An 18,809-nucleotide genomic window follows, 5' to 3' on the forward strand; every position below is an offset into this window, starting at 1 on the left:
CATTGAACGTTGCTTTGCCTGGCTGGGCAAATTTAGAAAGCTTGAAATCCGCTACGAGTATCACTGGCAGAACTGGGAAGCCTTCTGGCAGCTTGGCTGTGCCATGCTCTGCCTTCAAAAAGTTACCGTATGAGTTCTAACAAGCTTGGAGACGGGATCACGACGCTCGCCCTGCTGACGTTAAGCTGGGCTATACATTCCCCGCTTCCAATCTTTATGCTCATGTTCTATGCAGGGTTGGTACTTCCCAAATGGAACGATTTTTTTGGACGACTGGCTGCTATCCCCATGAACGAGATAGTGGTCTTTCTTTTGTACGTTGGTATTAACGCCCTCTTGATGAAAGGCAGTTTCGGCCTGCTGCGGGGAGCACCCGTGACAATGCTTAGTTTCATCCTGCTGGGAATGCTAACCAACAGTCCTTCTGAGAAATTCTCTTGGCTGGAAAACAGAATTTTGAATTACCTTGGCAAAATTTCTTACAGCTTTTACCTGTTTCAATTTATTACCATGTATATTTTGGCTTATTGGCTGTTTCCGATGTTGCCAGTTGAATTCGTCAGTCGGCAGTTTCTGGCGCTCGGACTGGTTTTAATTGTCGCTAACGTGGCCGTCTCGCTGCTGATTGCCCACTGGAATTACCGCTTGGTTGAGGAACCTAGTTTGAAGCTGGGTAAGCTTTTTTCTCTAAAGGCGGCCGCCCAGTCAAAGTTACCAATGGCTGCAGCAACCGAAGAGTCGGCGATCTTGCTCCGCCAAACGATCTGAAGCGTCCAGCAGATCAAGTTTTTAATCGCCAGTTTTTTCTGAAAGCGTTTCATAAGCGGCACTGGTATGATTTTCAATAAAGCGCCCGCTGCATAATGGTAAGGGCGAAAGTGATAGCCGTGTTCCTCTTTCGATTGGATCAGCTCGACGGCAACAGAACCTGCATGGCCACTCAGCACCTTGATTTTGTACCAATCCCGCTTCCGATAATAGTTTGTCATGTTAAATAATGAACTGTAATTTTCAAGCTTGTTTAAAATTTCCAGATCCAGCAGGGTGCGGAGGCATTTGAAACATTGTCCGCAGTTACCGGCATCCTCATCCGGCGCCACGCATACGTTCAGATGCAGTTGCGACAGGGCCAGTTCGCTTACGATTTTCGTTTTCCCGCTTCTCGTATATTGACTGCCGCTGGGAATACACTCCATTGTTTCCGTAGATAAAAGGGATAACGTAATCGGATCGGAATAACATGTGTCATGGATTGGGCCGACGAAAGACTTGGAGTAATCACAGGAAGAGGCATAATAATATTTCCGGAACAGCTTTTGGAGGATTAGCACCGCTGATATGTTCCGGGGCGTATTGGTTTGCTGGAAATTCATCTGGAGCAGGTCGCTCAAGTTTGAATCAATTTTAATGAAGGGGAGCTGGATTTCTTCTGAAATTGATTTAATGTTGTGAAATCGCTTATTAAATAATGTGCGGGCCGGTTCGCTTTGCTCGTCCCCGTGGGCACCCACATTGTTGAATACCAGATGGGTGAGCTTGAACGAATCCGGGATATCAGGTTGATACAGATGATCGGCCAGGGTGCAGAAAGAATCGATTCCGGCGGAAAAACCTGTTACCACCCCTTTGGGTGGTTCATAAGACGTCCCGTAATCAAAACCGGCGTGCGCGTGAATGTCAATTAAGCACAAACCGGGAATGATTTGTACCAGAATCGGCATATAATAGCGGGTTAAATTATAGTATAGCTTTTCCGAAACGGGTGCCGCTAGCTCAATGTCTTCTCCCAACTTCATAGCCAGGATCAATAGCCCCACCAGAAAGCCATCTAGCTTTTCATGAACCAGATAATCCTGGTATTGTTGATCGACTTGATACCAGAGGGCCGTTTTTTGTTCCGCAAATTCAACTGACGCAATCAGCTTTGCGGAATCACCGTGTACTACAATATCAGGTTTACCAATTTTCACAACGAATCCCTTTAACAGCTTGAGTCGATTTTGAGACTTAACCTAAAATTTAACTATGTTAGTGAACAAATGAAAATGCCAATGGATGGCGACTGATTAGCTCAGTTTTGTTTCAACCGGGGAAGCCATGGTTAGGATATGATTTGGGTATCTGGGTGATACGCAGTCTTTCGTTTTACACTTTTATGGTTTAATCGCAATATGGAGACTTCTGGGATTTAAGCTAAAGACAGTGGCCGATTCACTTATTTTGCATGATCTATATTGTTTATGTTGCCGGAATCCAGCTGAAAACTCGCCAGGATCTGTTCTACCTTGATTTCCAATTGCTCGCTGGCGTCGCGCCCAACGCAGACTCGTAGAGGTTGTTGCAAGTAATTAGCACGCTGCGTCAGGAAAAGCGCGTAGGCTTTGCCAATATCAAAATAACTGGACTGGTTAAAATTCTCGTTGACAATGGCGTGTATATCATAGCGCCCCCAGAACGATTTGATGCTCATACTACGCTTTCTACTATGAATATAGCAAAAAGAGTAGCACATCATTACTATGAATCAAGCTTCAATAATTGTCATGGGCCTGGCATTTTTGCCTAGTACTACAGCCGTGAGTTAAGTTGATATAAACTGGTGGGATTATTGAAGGTATTGAGGAGCAGGTGACAGATGAATCGGTTGTCCTTGCAGGAAGACTTGTGGGACTTGGTGAGTCGGTTGCGGCCTTATTTTTCTCGTTCTGCGCCGTATGGCAACGCCTGGAAATATATTGAAGGCTTGTTGAAGCCGGTGGAGCGAAAGAATAGCTGGCAACTGGCAGAGGCCTGCGGGGACAGCACGCCGGATAAAGTGCAGTTTTTGCTGGACCGGGCCGTATGGGATGCGGATTTGGCCCGAGATGAGATAATTGGCTCTGTCAAAGAGCATCTGGCCGAACCCGGTGGTGTGCTCGTGGTGGATGAAACGGGCTTTCTGAAAAAGGGGATTCATTCAGCTGGCGTACAACGGCAGTATAGTGGCACGGCAGGACGAATTGAGAATTGTCAGGTGGGTGTTTTTCTGGCCTACACCACCACTCAGGGGAATGTCCTGGTTGACCGGGCCCTGTATCTTCCTCAGGAATGGCTGAATTCCCCAGAGCGTTGCCAAAATGCTGGAATCCCCGAAAATAGGGTCTTTCAAACCAAACCGCAACTAGCCCTGGAGATGATTGAGCACGCTTTGGGGCAGGATTTACCCGTGAGTTGGGTCACCGGAGATGCTGTATATGGCAACAACAGCAAACTGCGAAATTGGTTGGAAAAGGCTCAAATTCCGTATGTTTTGGGTGTCTGTTCTCAGGAAACTGTGACCATTGGTTTTGAATTCTGGCGAGCTGCCAAACTCCGGGAAAACTTACCTGCTGAAGCCTGGCAGAGGCTTAGTGCCGGAAGCGGCAGTAAGGGAGAACGCTGGTATGATTGGGTCTGTATACCGACTAATCATATGCTGGGTTCAGATTGGCAGCGGTATCTTCTGGTTCGCCGCTCGATTGAAAAGCCACAAGAGGTCTCCTTTTACCGGGTATTTTGCAAAGCAGATACCACATTGGCTTAAATGGTGCGCGTTGCCGGACAGCGCTGGAGCGTGGAGCAATGCTTTCAGTTGGCCAAAGGAGAAACCGGCTTGGACCAGTATGAAGTTCGAAAATGGAAGGGTTGGTATCGCCATATTACGCTATCCATGCTGACCCTTGCATTTTTGGTGGTGCAGCGAGCCTGCAAAAAAAGGGGTTCAAACAGAAGATCTTATTGCCCTTTGCGTGCCGGAAATTCGTAAACTATTGGGTCACCGGCTCTTTAGACACACCCTATCCTGGCCTTTTATTCAACATTGGTCTAATTGGCGAGGAAGGCACCAAAAACTTGCTCAACAATGTCACCAGGCTACACGACTCGCCAGGAACCAACTTAACTCACGGCTGTAGTATTTAGTGAACTCCACCAGAACCACATTGGATTTGCCGTGTGGGATTATCTGGATGACAATTTCAGGGTGGATCCAGAAATCCTGACCTACATGCAGCAATTGCCCAAAAGCCAATGATTGAGAGCATTGGGTCTATTTGAAAAGATTGAGCCATTGTCTGACCTCCCTTAAGCGGTTTACGAGACTGCTACCGTTTTGAGTGACAATGTAGTGCTTTTGAGAACAATATGGTAAAGTAGAGTCTATTGGTTCTGAATTTCAAAAATCTCGTTTTACATCCTCACTGTAGTTTCCCAGCAGTTCTCCACCGGCAATTAAAGGCTTTAAGGCTTGATTAATGTGCGGAATAATTCAATGGTCGTCCTTAAGCAATTAAACAATAGCATCTGTTTTATTAACTAAAGTTTTTAGTTTCCTCAGTTTCTACATTCATCGGTGCCCGAAAATCTCATAAGGTCTTGTTTATGTCAGCCAATGTTCAAACCAGTTCAGAAAGCATTTTGGGTGTAGATGCACTATCTGCCACTCCCTATAAAGTTTCGTATGTGCTTAATATTCCAATTGCCAGCCTTACTTATCAGCAAGTGCTTTCTTATCTGGAAGAGCAAATTGAGCGGAAGGCCAAAAACTTCTGTGTCACTTTAAACTTAGATATCTTGCGTTTAACCAATGAGAACGAATCGTTTTTTAATGTGGTGAAAAACGCGGATTTTATTTTTGCGGATGGTATGCCCATCATCTGGCTCTCGCAAGCCAAAGGTCTGCGTTCTGAAAACACCATTCCATTGCCTGAGCGGGTGCCCGGTTGTGACATTGTGCAGGACATGTGTCGCCTGTCTCACGAAAAAGGGTATAAACTGTTTATTTTAGGCGCTGGCCCCGGTGTTGCGGATATGGCCAGCCAAAAGCTGAAACAACAGCTCCCCAACATCAATGTGGTTGGCACTTATTGCCCCAGCGCCGCCGAGTTGAGCAATGACGCTCAAAGCCAGGAAATCATTAAAACCATTAACGCCACCGCGGCGCAGGTTCTATTTGTGGCCCTAGGCGCTCCCAAGCAGGAAAACTGGGTTTACCGTCATCGTGACCAACTGGCCCCCTATGTGATTTTGCCCTGTGGCGGTTCCATTGATTTTATCGCAGGCACTCAAAAAAAGTCGCCGACTTGGTTGGGTAACTTAGGACTGGAATGGCTGTATCGGCTAGCCTGTAATCCCAAAAGACTGTTTAAGCGCTATATTCTGGATGATCTTCCTTTTTTGATTAAGGCCTACTGCAAAAACATCCGCTGGCAGCCTTTTGCCGCCTTTTCGTAGAGGCGCAAAAAATAAAAAAAGTTATATGAAAAACGCAAGAAATAAAAAATGCCCCCATCTGATGGGGGCATTTTTTTAGGAGCAAAACCTGATTTCTGGCTTGGTGGGTGAGTGCTTTCCCAAAGGCCACGGTTTAAACGGGGCTTAGGGTCACCAATTTGGGTTGCAGTTGGTTTTGAATCTGTCCAATTTTTTGAGAGTCGCCCAGGTTGGTTAGCAGAAAGCCATCTTGTGTTTGAACGGCAATAATTTGGGAAAACCCGCTGACTGCCATGGGACGATCTGTTTTGTTGACGAGTAGGGAACCCGTAGTGCCATCGGCGATTACGTTCCCTTGAATGACGTTACCAACGTCGTCCTTGGACAACATTTCATAAATGCTGTCCCAGCTCCCCACATCGGACCATTGTACGTCTAGCGGGATGACTACGGCGCGATCCGTTTTCTCCATAACCGCAAAGTCAAACGAGATGCTGGGGAGTTCCGCAAAGTGGCTCAAAAGCGTTTCGTAATCCAAGGTTAAAAAGGGTTCGATTTCTGAAAAATGATTTCTTAATTCAGCGTAAAGCGTTTCAATGGTGAGGGCAAAAACACCCGCATTCCAGTAATAGCCACCTTCGCTGAGATAAGATTCTGCCACTTCCCGATTGGGTTTTTCCTTAAACGCCTTAACTGGGAAGGCCTGCCCCATTAAAGGATTTATGGTATCCAGATCGGTGGCTGGGGCTTTAATGTAACCATATCCGGTTTCCGGCTTGTCGGGCTGGATGCCAAAAATTACGATATTGCCCGCTTTTGCCAGATCTTCGCCCAGCTTGAACGCTTGAAGGAAGGTGGGGTTTTCCACAATTAAATGATCTGATGGTAAAAAGAGCATCACATCTGTTTTGTCAGCTCCTGCAACCGATTCCAGATACTTGGCAGCCAGCAAAATAGCGGGGGCCGTGTTTCTTGCCAAGGGTTCCGCAATCACGTTATTGGCGCACTTGGGATTAAAAGCGTTCATTAAAGTTGAAACATGATCCGCATAAGAACCACGTGTGATCACGTAACACTCATCCCCCATGCCCAAGCGCTGGCAACGCTCCAGAGTTTGCGATAACAAAACGCCGTTGCCATCAATATCTAAAAACTGCTTTGGAAAAGCCTGGGTAGAGGCGGGCCAAAGTCGAGTGCCGCTACCGCCTGCTAAAATAATCGCTTTCATGGGATTGGTTACTCTTCTACAAATTACTGAAATAGAGATTACTTAAACTCGGGTGTAGTCATCTTCAAAACGAACGATGTCTTCTTCGGCAAAGGAACTGCCTTGTTGAACTTCGATAATTTCCAACATGGTTTCTTCCAGGTTCGCCAGCCGATGCTGGGTCTGTGCTGGAATATAAATATGCTCGCCCGTAGCGGCGACCCATGTTTTTGAACCGACCGTTACTGTGGCGTTACCCTGGGTCACAATCCAGTGTTCTTCCCGGTGGTTGTGGAGTTGCAGGCTTAAACGATGGCCGGGCTGAACACGTAACTGCTTCAACTTGTAATGCGGCATTTCCTGCAACACCGTAAAATCGCCCCAAGGACGCTCTTCCTGGTAAAGACTGGCGGGAGTGGCGGTCATCATTACTGTAAAAACCTTTCAATTGGGGGTGGTAATTATTAGTAGCTTCTTTTGAAGCATCAGGCATTATAAATTTAAACGTTAACCAGGCTGGATAACTAGGACGGAGCCTGCTGCGCCATTCTTCTAATATTTTTTAATTTCAGGGCCAAGCTAACGTTGCTTTGATAGAACATTATTTCTAACTTCTTCTTCACTTTAAAGTCTTCTGGGCTTCAAGTTAACTTTAAACTTCTCGATGATAATGCGTCTAAAAAAAAAGGAGTGATGTAATTGATGACGAAGGACTGAGAGTTTACATAAATTTACAACTATCAACCGAGACAACTAATTTTGACCCAGAGAATCATACCACTTCAAACAGAAATGGTTATCCACAATCATTAGACAATGCAGTTTTTGCCTGTGATACAGAATGTTTGACAGAAAATTGGGAGTGCGCCCTTTCAATACTTGAATAAAGCTTATCCCGTAAGTTCTTGAGATAGACTCTTACCTGTCAAAGTAGTTTAGCAGGTTGCTGAAAAAGTCGGGTTAATTTTTTGGATAATGGGGAGTAGCGGTTCGTTGGCAGGAGGCATAGGGTATGCGCGGGATTACAGAAGAACAGGTTGCATTATTTGCGTATGTCCATTTGGAAGAGCGCATTCCCCGGGACCATCCCCTGCGTCGTTCCGGCAAATCGATCCAGAAGGCCCCACTTCGCAACACCCACAAAACAGCATTCAAAAACAAGCGGTTGTCTTGCGCCGTTCTGCCCGGATCCCGTTTCTTGCCGGGTAAAACATGCTCGATTTTCTCCCATGCCAATTCATATCGTTTTGCCACCTCTATCCCTCCTGTCTCTACCAGAATAGTAGACCACAGGAGTTCACCTAGAAGATGGCCCTAGTTATGACTATGTGTTAGCCAATCCTCCTTTCGGAGAAAAGAGTAGTATGACCTTCACCAATGAAGAAGGAGACCAGGAGAAAGACGACCTCACCTATAACCGCTAGGATTTCTGGCCACAACGTCAAACAAGCAATTAAACTTTGTCCAACATATTCGTACCATGTTGAATAGTAATGGGCAGGCGGCAGTTGTTGTACCTGATAACATGCTCTTTGAAGGTGGAGCAGGGGAGACGGTACGAAAAAAACTAATGGGAAATACTAAACTGCACACAATTTTTCGGTTACCTACTGGTATTTTCTATGCCAACGGAGTTAAGGCAAATGTGCTGTTTTTCGACAACAAACCAGCCAGCCCGAATCCATGGACTAAAGAAGTCTGGTATTACGATTACAGAACAAACATCCATCACACCCTGAAAAAGAAGAACATGCGCTTTGAGGACTTGGAAGATTTTATCAATTGCTATAATCCATTGAATGGGTATGAGCGTCGTGAAACCTACGATCCTGAGGTAAATCCCGAAGGCCGCTGGCGCAAATATACCTACGATAAATTGATTGCGCAAGATAAGACCAGCCTCGATATTTTCTGGCTGAAGGATAAAAAAGCCTAACAGACCTTGAAAACCTTCCAGAACCAGATGAATTGGCTGAGGAAATTATAGAAAACCTGGAAGCTGGCTTAGCCAGTTTTCGGGAGGTATTAATGGCGCTTAAGTAAATTTTTCAACTTGAATTCTAATCCATACTTATTTTGCGATTGTGCCCCATTTTTATGCACATCTATCGGGAGACTTAATTTAGAGGCTATCTGAGAAGTGCAACAAATTGAGTGGTTTAGGCGTCTTTTCCTGTAAATCAGGGAGGAAAGCCAGATGGAGACTCAGAAGCAGTATACCAGTGATTTAAGCGACAAGCAGTGGCGCTATTTAAAGCCCCACATCCCAGAGGCTTTGCCGGGCGGGCGGCACCGCTCCCATGATATGCGAGCCATTGTAAATGCAATAATGTATCGGGTTAAAAATGGCTGTATATGGCAAGATTTGCCTCATGATTTCCCGCCCCACCAGAGCGTGTATGAATACTACCGTGCATGGACACTGGATGGCACTTGGGAAAAGATTCATGCCCTCTTGAGAGATAGTTTACGCCTGAAACTGGGGCGTTCCTTACAACCCAGTGCTGCCTTATTGACAGCCAGTCTGTTAAGACGACTGAAAAAAGGGGGCTTCCGGCTACGACGCTGGGAAGAAGGTAAAGGGCCGAAAACGGCATATCCTGGTAGATACCTTGGGGCTGCTGCAAAAATTACTGGTGCATAAGGGTAATATCCAAGACCGGGATGGTGGAAAACTATTATTGCTGCTACTCAAGAAACAAGGCCATTCCATTCAAAAGATATGGGCAGATGCAGCCTACAGCGGCAAATTACAGGATTGGGCCAAAAGCGCTTTAAAAATAGATTTAGAAATTGTCAAACGTAACGACACTGGATTTAAAATTCTGCCTCACCGCTGGCTCGTAGAACGAACTTTTGCTTGGCTCAACCATTATCGCCTATTGGCTAAAGAGTATGAGAAAACCACTTCCAGCAGTCAAAGCGACATCTACCTTGCCATGACAAGGCTAATCCTCAAGCGGCTTGCCCCTGCCTAAACTTTTCAGATAGCCTCTTAGCGTTTTACGGATTGCGATGGCACGCGCTTCTGAAATTCCTACCAATGCCGCATGGTCAGGCCATTTGGCGACCGCTTTCGAAACTTGCTCAATGATTTCTAGTGCTCTACTTTTTCTGATAAATACTCGATTGGCACAGGCTTCAAAGTCATCCAAAGTAAAGTCATCGCGCTTGCCGTTGATGGTCATTTGATGGCTATTGGTCCATTGACCGTCTGGATTATAGCTAAAGGTCATATCAAAGGCGGGAGACAATCGCCACTGGCCAGCCTTATCCATCAGAAAAGCGATATTTTTCACATGGTCATCCTGATTGCGTGCCATGACATTGAAGATCATTCTTCGAAACTGCTCTTCAACGCTTTCTTTGGGAAGATCAAGCTCCATCATCGTTTGCATGGCCTGCTCATAGGAATAGGCTCCTGCCAGGTTGAAGTCGTAATGCTTTAAGGCGCACAGAGACTGCATATGCAGCTTTGCCCCCGTATCCGTTCGATCAAACCGTTTTGCCATAAAGTGATGGCGATTGTTCTCAGAGAGAAGTCGACATTCTTCCATTTGAATGCCTGCACCCTTCGCCATGTGATAGTAGGCATATTCCACTAAACCATAGCCCAGCGGGTCATTCAGTTCTTTATCACGATTTCCGGCTACGCCGTCGAATTTAAGCAACCAGTAAGAAAACCCCTCACCGGCATTCACTTGCCCGGAACGAACCTCATGTGTTTTTGGGTTCCAAGCAATAATGGCCTTTGCACGCGCTCCACCCGCTGAGGTTCCCACCCTTAATATGTCTCGCATGGCCTCTTCCCGATCTTCAGCATCAAAAGAAGTCTTCAGCGCTTCTCGATGCGTTAGAATCTCGCTGGCGAGATGAACCAGTGCTTCAATATCGAGTTTTTTGGATTGCTTTTCCTTTGGACCTCCAACCGGAAAGAATTCCAACGCTCCCATGCCCCCTGTGCCTATGTAAGAGAGCCGCTCAACCGGATCAAAGCTTTGTGGGCTCCGCCCTGCTCTAACCAGCCAGGTATCTATTAGTGCATTTCCAAACTTATCTGGCAGAGAGTCCGCTAAAAGGCCTGGAAGGCCTTGAAAGGTCTGTTTAGATAGGGCAGGGAAAGCAAAAATCTGTTCAGATAACGGCAGCATCAAGGGTGCAATCTGAATGCCGCTTTTGATAAAGCTGGGTGTATACTCAAAATAGGCCAATTCTTGCTCAGGACTCCAGCTGACGGCTCCAATGGTTTTGCCCCAGAGTCTAACTTCAGCAACACTCATGTCTCTTCACCCCAGGTCCATATCGGCTCTTGCGCAGTGTTCTTGGGTCTGGATGAGGCTCTCTTTCTGCTCTTCTTTTGAGTGCGCATCTGTTGAAGGGGACTGACCGGCTCAGAAGGTAGTATGAGCTCTAGGTTATCCAAAAGCTTCAGGGCTCGTAATAGGCTGATGATGTTCACAATATTGGTGGCGTGTTCACCGTTTTCAATCCGCTTTAAGGTGATGATAGAAATGCCTGCCGCTTTGGCCAAAGCCTCTTGGGTCATGTCTCGATTGAGGCGATACCGCGCAATGCGGGAGCCGAGTTCTGCCAGAACCGCTTCATCCGGTGTTAGATTTTCTATTCTCATAAAGTATCTCTAATAATACCTTTTTTTCTTTTCTGGCTCTAATATATCACAAATGACACTTTAACAGTCTAATTCCTTTAAAGTATCATTACAGCTACTCAAAGTAATAAAAAACCATTTTAGATATCATAAAAGATACTTTAAATGGGTTTCATGTATTGATCTGTGCTGTGACTAGGCTTCAATGAAGAGGCTGTCATAATGACATAGAATTTTAGTCTTAAGACTAAGGATATGAGTCAATGTCGTTAATCTCTCTGTTTCCAAGACCGGTGCTGGTGGATGTGCTGTGTTTGTTTCTACCAGGGTCTGATCAGCGTTTACCAGCGGGAAATTTCGGATTTAACGAACCATTTCCTGCTTCAAGTCCAGCATTCCTTGGAAGGGATTGAGCAAGCGGAACTGATCGTGTGGGAAAAGAATGGCAACTGCGTCTATTATCATAGCCAAACGGAATCATCCCGCTTTTCAAGATCGCCAACAAGCCTGCTTGTATTTAAGAAAGTTGACCCGCATTGAACCTCATTAGGCAAACATTTTAATTTAGCGAATACACTGCATTTGTCAAATTTAGCGCCATTTTAGTAAATTTTTGTAAAATCGGATATCAGGGTCAAGTGGGAAAAAGTCGTCAACTTAACACTCAATGCTGACAAGGGTTTCCACGGTATTTCTTGGATGCTTTGGGAGCAGAGGGTCGCAGGTTCAAATCCTGTCATCCCGACCATTTCATCACAAAAGTATAGTGACTATCTTGGCAGAGGCATTAAAACATCAAGCCACCATTTGCAAACGGGCCGTGGTAGACGAGGGGCAAGACAAGGATTAAAATACGATTCAAGTTTTTGGCCTGATGGGCGATAACAAAGTACATAGTTGCCCCAAGAGGAAAAATCTCATGGCCTCCCCGCTACTCCAGAACGCTCTAAAGGCTTTACTCTGACGGAACTTTTAATCAGTTTGTTAATTTTGGCTGAGATTGCAACCTTTACCATCCCCAAACTGCTGAGTAATCAGCAAAATTCCAGCTATAACGCCAATGCTAAAGAAGTGATGGGCACCATTGCGGCTGCGTATCAGGTCTATTCTTTAGCAAATACCCCAACAGCAGCTACATCAGCGTCTGATATTTTAGCTTATATGAACTATGTATCAATCGATACCACGAGCACCGTTGATCAAAGCTACACTTTTGGCACTAGATCTTGTACCACCTACTTCTGCTATAAACTGCATAATGGAGGTATCCTTGCCTCTAATAACGCATTTGGCGGAACCTCCCCTGCAAACACAATCAACTTCTTGTTTGATCCAGATGGCACTTCTGACGGCACCACCAATGGCCCCGGAAAATCTCTTTTTATTTACCTGTTTTTTAACGGCAGGATAAATACATTCAGCACTCAAAACAATGTTCCTTCCGACCCTCCCTGGTTCAGCTGGTAATACTCATTTGAGCCAAATAGGTAATAGCGTTTGGTGTCCTGAGCTTTGGGCAAAACACCCAGATACCCAGAGTCCCGCTTTGGGATGCCTGAGTGTGGGCTCAGGGATTGAGCCCACACTTCGTTACTCTGGTTTAATCAGCGGATTACCTTGTATTTCAGGTTAAAAAACAGACGATCCCCCCCATCCAGTGCCTTTCCTGTGTTATGGATGCTCAGACGCACCAAAATCGCTTGAGTTGGTTTAAGCCAATATAGTCATCACCTCACTTCCCATCCATTTTTAACCTTCAAGTTTGAATCTTTAAGTTTAAATCCTTCAAGGAGCTTTACCTTATGGCGATCAATCCTGGTGGCAACCCCATTCATCACCCGCCCCTCAATCATGCTGTACCACCTCCAGATGAGCCGGATATTACCGATGTTGTGAATAGCATTTTAGAAAAAGCTTACCTGGATGAGCGTTTGGCGAATAATCAGGATGCCTTTATTCGAAGAAGTGAAGCCCCGGAAGCGGAAAAACTAAAAATGATTGCCCAATCTAAACGGTTTCGTGAAGGCAATGATATTAGTCTCGGTATCAAACATAATGACAATCATGCAGTCATGGAGTCTGTAATCCGTAAACTCATCAGGGCCGGGGCGGGGCTAAATCTGGACAAGCAGACAACCATTCACTCGGCTCAAGATTTAGAGGCATGGGAAGTGAGTGCCACGAATAATGCCAAACAAAAACATCAATTTACAGAAGAAGATGAAAGGACATTGCCGGTTAGTCTGTTTAATTTGCCCGACAATTTATCCTTTAAAGCATTCGCTTATAAACAAAACGTCTCGCCGATACCCGAATCAATTACATCGCAGTTTCCGTTGGAACTTCAACAGCTTAATGCGAAACACGAGGCCGTCATGGCGGATGTTTATCAACAATCGCTGGAAAAAGTTAAAGCCACCCCCGCCGAACTCAACCAATTGGGTTTAACCCTGGATGATTTGTTGATAAACGCCTCCAGGGAAGGATATACCCACCAAATTGAGCCGCTGCTCAAAGCGGGGGCCAAGGTGAATGGCAATCCGCCTGATTTTACATCTAACAAGTTCCTCACGCCCGCTACGCTGGCTTTCAAGGAAGGGCATGTGGATACTGCCAAAAAGCTGGAAGAACTGGGTGGCGTGAACGATTATAGCGACCGCTTTATCAAGCTGATGGAAAGCATCCAGCAAATGAGCAATAAGAAATCGCAAGCTGGCAAAACATAACATCTTTTAACCCGCAGAGGGTGAATTACAAATATAGAATATAGAAAAAGCGATAAGGTTTATAGAATATTTATAACGGATTTTGTTTTCAGGAACCCGTTTAGCCTGAAATGCTTAGACGACCCTGGGATCTGAGCAATCTTTCAGGATTACGGGCATTAATACCATGGTAATACCCTGAATTTTGAGAACCCCTGACCTTATCATGATTACTCAGTCCTCCAATGAAATTAACCTGATGGCTTATAGCAAGAACGAGGTTATTCTGGAATATCTTCTGGATGAAGCGTTGCAACCAGCCGAAGCCTTTATTTTAAATCGTATACATAGCGGCATTTCAGGCAAAAAGATTTTAGATATTGGCGTTGGGACTGGACGAACCATTCGTCCTCTACTCGCTATTAGTAACAATTACAGCGGCCTTGATTATTCAGGTGCCATGATTGAGGCTTGCCAGAAACGTTTTCCATCGGTTGTACTGAGTCAGGGAGACGCACGAGATCTTTCACTGTACCCGGATAATGAAACAGGGCTGGTCTTTTTTTCGTTTAACGGCCTGGATTATATGAGTCATGTCGATAGACTGCATACGCTCAAAGGTATTTATCGAATACTGGTTCCTGAGGGTTACTTTGTTTTTTCATCACATAACCGAAATTATATTGAACCTGCTCCCATTTCCAAGCATCCGGGCTTGCTTTTCAAGCAAAAATACAAGCAACTTCGAAAAGCCTGGAGGCGTTTCAAAAACCGACGCTTTACGGCTCAAGCCGCTGAATATGAAATTTTCTGGGATGAGACGCATGGCGGCTTAGTCACTTATTCTATTGGCATCGACGAGCAAATTAAACAGCTGGCCCAGGCAGGTTTTCGGCAAGCCCCCATAGCCGTCAATCAGCAAGGACAAATCATCGAACAGGATACCCAAAGTCCCTGGATTTACTACTGCGTTCAAAAAGGTCCGTCCTCACGGGATGGAGCGCAGTCTCTGTAATTTACAATCTAACAAGCCTACGGTGCTATACGGCCCTCTTCCTATTCAAGTCCCCGTCGTTTACAACGGAGATTAGAAAAATGGCGATGGGCTGAAAGCACTATTGCCGTAGGAAGGCGTGGAATCCTCCCCAAGTATTTGGCCGGGAGATGTTCTGCTGTTCATCATCCACGAATGCCCGTTCCACGTGGCTTCCCATTGCAAACGACTCAACCACTATCAGGCCAGCCCTAGTGGTAAAGCGTATTCAAAGCGGCGTCAACAATATTAACGTGAGCATTCATACACTGCTTTCTATTGCCCTTTTTATCACCCAAAAAAGAAATTTGGCAAGTTAAGCATTACGGAATGCTTAAAATGAATTGATTTTAAATCAATATAACAGTGGACTGACACTTTTTATAAAAGCACCACTTGGTGGGCTAAGCTGGATCATTGCCTTCAGCTATTAATAAGCGCCTTTTTTCAAAAGTACGCAGGGAAGTGTTTTGAGAAGAATCAAAATATCGGTCAACAAGCTCCACTGCATTACATATTTTAATTCAATATTGCAAAGCTGATCAAACGAAAGGTCTGAACGGCCACTCACTTGCCAAGGCCCAGTCATGCCAGGCATCACCGAAAATCTGGAAGTGTAAGGGTATTTAAAAATATTGCTTTCCGCAGGAACAAAAGGCCGAGGACCCACCAGACTCATTTCTCCCTTGAGTACGTTAAACAGCTGGGGAAACTCATCCAGACTGTATTTACGCAAGAATTTACCGAGCGGCGTAATGCGATTGTCATTTTTTAACTTCAACAGCTCAGTCTGGGCCGACTGATCTTTTTTCAAGTCATCCCATAAGCGATCCGCATTTTGAACCATGGTGCGAAATTTATACATATAAATGGGCTGATAATCTTTGCCTATCCGTACACTCTTGTAAATAACAGGCCCTGGAGACGACAGGCGAACCAGAATGGCAAGCACCAACAACATGGGACTGATAAACACCAGACCAATCAAGGAAAGCAGAAAGTCCGCCACTCTTTTAATTTGTAACTGCAACTGGATGGATGGCGAAGCGTGTGATTCCAACCTGTAAGAATGAGTGGGTTGATCAATCGGTATGACAGATGACTGACTACGCGTTAAAAGTTCGGTAGATATGGACACGTCCGTATTTTCCTTATGAGTCTGTTGGGTTCAAGTCAGTAACAAGGGTGATAAAATGTTTACTAACTGCATGCATGATGGGTTGTGCTCTTGAAACATAAAGGTACCTGCTCAGGTGAAAAATCCGGGAGCCAAATAGCCTGGCTGACAAAGGAGTGAGGTATTGGCCTGCCTGATGAGCGGCTCCCCAAGGGTTGCTGTGCGATGTGGGCGCAGCTCATCTATATATCGTATTTTCACCAAGCGTTTATTTTGACGTGAGCATTCTCTAAAAACAAGAACCAATGTTGGTTCAGGCATTGCTGCCTAAACCAACTGTTAAAACTTGCCCTTAAACAAAGGAACCCGATTTCTTCAAAAACCCGCTAGTGAAGCATGGAGACAACCGCTTCCTCAAGTTGGCTCCTGAACTGGGCAATCCGGTTTTCGATGATTTTATAAGTGGCCTCATCTGGCGCTTCAAACCGAAGGGTGATGCAAGGCTCAGTATTGCTTTGACGGATCAGGAAAAAGCCATTTTCAATATTGATTCTAAGACCATCAATCTTCAGGATATCACTCAATGGAGCGCCAAAGTAGAAGGAATCCTGCAGGACGGCAGCCTCTATAGAGGCGATCAGGGTGGAACCTTGCTCCTTGGTGCAATGAATTCTAATTTCCTCTGAGATCAGGGTTTGAGGTAAAGAATCCGCAAACCGGGAAAGCGTGTAATCCGAACATTGGCCCTGCTTTAAAGCGAAACTTTCGATAAAACGGCAGCCCGCGTATAGCGCATCATCAAATCCCCAATGCCTATCTCTAAAGAAGATATGACCGCTTAGCTCTCCGCCGAGCGAGAGGTCCTTTTCCTTCATAATTCGTTTCATAAAGGCATGCCCAGAGGGAGCAAGGAGCGCAACGCCATTGATATTTTTGATGTATTCAAATATGGTTTGCGTGCTTTTGATATCAAAAACAACCGTACTGTCTGGCCTCTCGCTGAGGACATTTTCAGATAAGAAGAGCGTAATCAGATCGCCCGGAAGGATACGCCCCTTTTCATCAACAATACCCAGTCGATCCGAATCGCCATCAAAGGCAATCCCAATATCGGCACCAGAATCTTTAACTTTTTCAATCAGAAATCTCAGGTTATGGTGCACACAAGGATCGGGGTGATGGTTGGGAAAGCGGCCATCTGGCTCCGAAAACAGTTCAACCACCTCACAGCCCAGTAAGCGGAACGCGTCAGGGGCCACGATGCCAGCAGTGGCGTTGCCAGAATCGACCACAACCTTAATCTCCTTGCCGATGGCCCCAAAATGCTGGCCAAACCAGTTCAAATATTCTGGAATAACATTGTAAGAGAGCGTTTTGCCCAGCGGGCCTTTGAAATGTGGGTCCTCGTCTTTTAATGCGTAATATTGATTTTTTAAATCATTAAATTCCGCATCCGATAAAGAATGCTTCCTGAACGTAAACTTAACCCCGTTATACTCTGAGGGGTTGTGGCTGGCTGTCACCATAATGGCGCCCTGAACATCGGGAAATGCAGGATTGATGGCGCTCAAATGCTCTGAGAAATAGACCAGCGGACTGGTGGAAAGCCCCAAATCGACCACGTTGATGCCTTCATTGGTAAGCCCTTCCGTGAGTGCCTGCACCAATTCCGTGGAGTGTAGCCTGGCATCAAAACCCACCGATACCCATAAATCTTCTTGTTGGGCGCTTTCCAGATTGCTCTTTAGGAACCTGGCATACGCTTTGCCAATCAATCGGTATTGAATGGCGCCAAAGTTTTCACCGACCACAGCGCGTATGTCATATCTGCCCCAAAAAGTTGAAGATGCCATAGGTAACCCCTTATTATAAAAGTAGTAACTTAAAATACTATGAAAACTCATCTTGAAAATGCTTTTGCAAACAAACATTAAGCACCCGCCGAAAAAAATAGGCCCGATATGTGATCAACCTCTTCATTATATTGAGCGCCTTCCCTTTAGTTCGGAGCTTCTCAAGCGCTATCACAGGAAAACTGAGCCATAAAAGCCCGTTAAAGTATGCTTTTAAATTCGTAACACAATGATTTAAAGATAACCAAAAGGATATATTTTCACATCCAGTGAACGTCATATTATTTTCCATGAAAGCATTACTGCAGGGAGGTAAAGAACGAATCGCCACCCAAAAACCCTGTACAGTAAAGGCTAAACGGCATAGAGAACTGTTTTTTTGCGGCGCTAATTTACAAGCTTATGTATTGATACTATGCTGCATTTACTATGTTCTATGATTTCACCTTTTTCATTCATTTTATATGGCAACTGCTTTGGAGTATTGCTTGGTTCATATTGGGCATGAGCGCAAGTATATTGGCGTTAAACGAGTTAATTCACACCTGCTTTTTTGATTTGCCGCTCACCCTTCACCTGCACAATAAAGGGTGGATGCGCTCTAAAGCGGTCTTATTGATGCACTCAGTATCGCTGATGATTGCATTATTTATATTAATTTCAAGCTATTTATTGGCTTCCTGCCAAGCGCAAAATTTCTTTTTCCTCTACCTGTTTGGCTTGATTTTATTCGCCCTGCCCTCGGTTTTCGGCTTGTTTGAACTGGATACGAATTTTAAAGACTACTTAACCCTAAATGAACCCTATATCAGCCCAAAAGGATATCAGTACATTTTAAAAACCTTCTGCGTTCAATATGAAGCAGTCCATACTAAAGCTGAGGTTCATAACAAACCTGTCCATCCTGATTCAGTTCAACTCAGAGTAGGAAAGATTGTTTTATCTATGGGATAATCAGTCTCAATCCAGACGACATGCCAACGCCAATAAAATCATAAGCACCTTTAAACAATTGATCATTCTTTCCACAGTGACGGTAACTGCAAAAATTTCCTA

14 protein-coding genes and 3 pseudogenes are annotated in these 18,809 nt (G+C 45.1%); 8 read left to right on the forward strand and 9 right to left on the reverse strand.

Annotation, left to right across the window (positions count from 1 at the left end; translation table 11 throughout):
• Nucleotides 1–638: 638 nt before the first annotated feature.
• Together ACEW81_RS00005 and ACEW81_RS00010 are read right to left on the reverse strand one after the other, a co-directional pair.
• Nucleotides 639–1,970: a hypothetical protein gene (locus tag ACEW81_RS00005; RefSeq protein WP_373530908.1), complete on the reverse strand. Its 1,332-nt coding sequence runs from the start codon at nt 1,968–1,970 to the stop codon at nt 639–641.
• Nucleotides 1,971–2,215: 245 nt separating this feature from the next.
• Entirely contained in the window at nt 2,216–2,470 is a 255-nt protein-coding gene (locus tag ACEW81_RS00010) for a hypothetical protein (RefSeq protein WP_373530909.1), read from the reverse strand.
• A gap of 165 nt (nt 2,471–2,635) precedes the next feature.
• Between ACEW81_RS00010 and ACEW81_RS00015 the strand changes: the two are divergent.
• A pseudogene (locus ACEW81_RS00015) lies at nt 2,636–3,784 on the forward strand (IS701 family transposase).
• A gap of 614 nt (nt 3,785–4,398) precedes the next feature.
• Nucleotides 4,399–5,250 (forward strand): WecB/TagA/CpsF family glycosyltransferase, encoded by an 852-nt coding sequence (locus tag ACEW81_RS00020; protein WP_373530910.1) that lies wholly within the window; start codon nt 4,399–4,401, stop codon nt 5,248–5,250.
• A 133-nt stretch (nt 5,251–5,383) separates the two neighbouring features.
• Here ACEW81_RS00020 and ACEW81_RS00025 read toward each other — a convergent pair whose 3' ends face one another.
• The 3 genes from ACEW81_RS00025 to ACEW81_RS00035 form a co-directional block, all read right to left on the reverse strand.
• A complete protein-coding gene (locus ACEW81_RS00025) occupies nt 5,384–6,457 on the reverse strand; it encodes a mannose-1-phosphate guanylyltransferase (RefSeq protein ID WP_373530911.1) in 1,074 nt (357 codons plus the stop codon).
• A gap of 42 nt (nt 6,458–6,499) precedes the next feature.
• Nucleotides 6,500–6,865, reverse strand: coding sequence for a phosphomannose isomerase type II C-terminal cupin domain (locus ACEW81_RS00030; protein WP_373530912.1), 366 nt, complete (start codon nt 6,863–6,865; stop codon nt 6,500–6,502).
• 531 nt (nt 6,866–7,396) lie between these two features.
• On the reverse strand, nt 7,397–7,690 hold the full coding sequence (locus tag ACEW81_RS00035; protein ID WP_373530913.1) for a transposase: 294 nt from the start codon (nt 7,688–7,690) through the stop codon (nt 7,397–7,399).
• Between the two features lie 56 nt (nt 7,691–7,746).
• On the opposite strand from ACEW81_RS00035, the pseudogene ACEW81_RS00040 reads away from it, so the two are divergent.
• Together ACEW81_RS00040 and ACEW81_RS00045 are read left to right on the forward strand one after the other, a co-directional pair.
• Nucleotides 7,747–8,479 (forward strand): annotated as a pseudogene (locus tag ACEW81_RS00040) (HsdM family class I SAM-dependent methyltransferase); the annotation flags it as partial.
• 154 nt (nt 8,480–8,633) lie between these two features.
• Nucleotides 8,634–9,414: pseudogene (locus ACEW81_RS00045) on the forward strand (IS5 family transposase).
• Here ACEW81_RS00045 and ACEW81_RS00050 read toward each other — a convergent pair.
• Nucleotides 9,385–10,716, reverse strand: a complete 1,332-nt coding sequence (locus ACEW81_RS00050) for a type II toxin-antitoxin system HipA family toxin (RefSeq protein ID WP_373530914.1) — start codon at nt 10,714–10,716, stop codon at nt 9,385–9,387. The pseudogene ACEW81_RS00045 and the gene ACEW81_RS00050 overlap by 30 nt on opposite strands.
• Complete coding sequence (locus ACEW81_RS00055) at nt 10,713–11,066, reverse strand: helix-turn-helix transcriptional regulator (protein ID WP_373530915.1); 354 nt, start codon at nt 11,064–11,066, stop codon at nt 10,713–10,715. Before ACEW81_RS00055 ends, ACEW81_RS00050 begins: the two co-directional genes overlap by 4 nt.
• Before the next feature lie 876 nt (nt 11,067–11,942).
• On the opposite strand from ACEW81_RS00055, the gene ACEW81_RS00060 reads away from it, so the two are divergent.
• From ACEW81_RS00060 to ACEW81_RS00070, 3 genes are all read left to right on the forward strand, one after another.
• Complete coding sequence (locus ACEW81_RS00060) at nt 11,943–12,512, forward strand: type II secretion system protein (protein ID WP_373530916.1); 570 nt, start codon at nt 11,943–11,945, stop codon at nt 12,510–12,512.
• Between the two features lie 335 nt (nt 12,513–12,847).
• Nucleotides 12,848–13,771, forward strand: coding sequence for a hypothetical protein (locus tag ACEW81_RS00065; protein ID WP_373530917.1), 924 nt, complete (start codon nt 12,848–12,850; stop codon nt 13,769–13,771).
• 205 nt (nt 13,772–13,976) lie between these two features.
• Complete coding sequence (locus tag ACEW81_RS00070; RefSeq protein ID WP_373530918.1) at nt 13,977–14,765, forward strand: class I SAM-dependent methyltransferase; 789 nt, start codon at nt 13,977–13,979, stop codon at nt 14,763–14,765.
• 448 nt (nt 14,766–15,213) lie between these two features.
• On the opposite strand, the gene ACEW81_RS00075 is transcribed toward ACEW81_RS00070, so the two are convergent.
• Entirely contained in the window at nt 15,214–15,921 is a 708-nt protein-coding gene (locus ACEW81_RS00075) for a sugar transferase (RefSeq protein WP_373530919.1), read from the reverse strand.
• A 365-nt stretch (nt 15,922–16,286) separates the two neighbouring features.
• Nucleotides 16,287–17,753 carry a phosphomannomutase/phosphoglucomutase gene (locus tag ACEW81_RS00080; protein WP_373530920.1) on the reverse strand — a complete coding sequence of 489 codons (1,467 nt, stop codon included), beginning with the start codon at nt 17,751–17,753 and terminating at the stop codon, nt 16,287–16,289.
• Nucleotides 17,754–18,257: 504 nt separating this feature from the next.
• Between ACEW81_RS00080 and ACEW81_RS00085 the strand changes: the two genes are divergently transcribed.
• Nucleotides 18,258–18,707, forward strand: a complete 450-nt coding sequence (locus ACEW81_RS00085) for a hypothetical protein (RefSeq protein WP_373530921.1) — start codon at nt 18,258–18,260, stop codon at nt 18,705–18,707.
• Nucleotides 18,708–18,809 lie beyond the last annotated feature (102 nt).

It is taken from the genome of Vampirovibrio sp. (genome assembly GCF_041737375.1).
Taxonomy (GTDB): domain Bacteria; phylum Cyanobacteriota; class Vampirovibrionia; order Vampirovibrionales; family Vampirovibrionaceae; genus Vampirovibrio.

Excerpts from the sequence above, each read along its gene's own strand:
- ACEW81_RS00010 (WP_373530909.1), bottom strand. The coding sequence starts at position 2,470 with ATGAGCATCAAATCGTTCTGGGGGCGCTATGATATACACGCCATTGTC.
- ACEW81_RS00020 (WP_373530910.1), top strand. The coding sequence starts at position 4,399 with ATGTCAGCCAATGTTCAAACCAGTTCAGAAAGCATTTTGGGTGTAGAT.
- ACEW81_RS00025 (WP_373530911.1), bottom strand. The coding sequence starts at position 6,457 with ATGAAAGCGATTATTTTAGCAGGCGGTAGCGGCACTCGACTTTGGCCC.
- ACEW81_RS00030 (WP_373530912.1), bottom strand. The coding sequence starts at position 6,865 with ATGATGACCGCCACTCCCGCCAGTCTTTACCAGGAAGAGCGTCCTTGG.
- ACEW81_RS00050 (WP_373530914.1), bottom strand. The coding sequence starts at position 10,716 with ATGAGTGTTGCTGAAGTTAGACTCTGGGGCAAAACCATTGGAGCCGTC.
- ACEW81_RS00055 (WP_373530915.1), bottom strand. The coding sequence starts at position 11,066 with ATGAGAATAGAAAATCTAACACCGGATGAAGCGGTTCTGGCAGAACTC.
- ACEW81_RS00065 (WP_373530917.1), top strand. The coding sequence starts at position 12,848 with ATGGCGATCAATCCTGGTGGCAACCCCATTCATCACCCGCCCCTCAAT.
- ACEW81_RS00070 (WP_373530918.1), top strand. The coding sequence starts at position 13,977 with ATGATTACTCAGTCCTCCAATGAAATTAACCTGATGGCTTATAGCAAG.
- ACEW81_RS00080 (WP_373530920.1), bottom strand. The coding sequence starts at position 17,753 with ATGGCATCTTCAACTTTTTGGGGCAGATATGACATACGCGCTGTGGTC.
- ACEW81_RS00085 (WP_373530921.1), top strand. The coding sequence starts at position 18,258 with ATGAGCGCAAGTATATTGGCGTTAAACGAGTTAATTCACACCTGCTTT.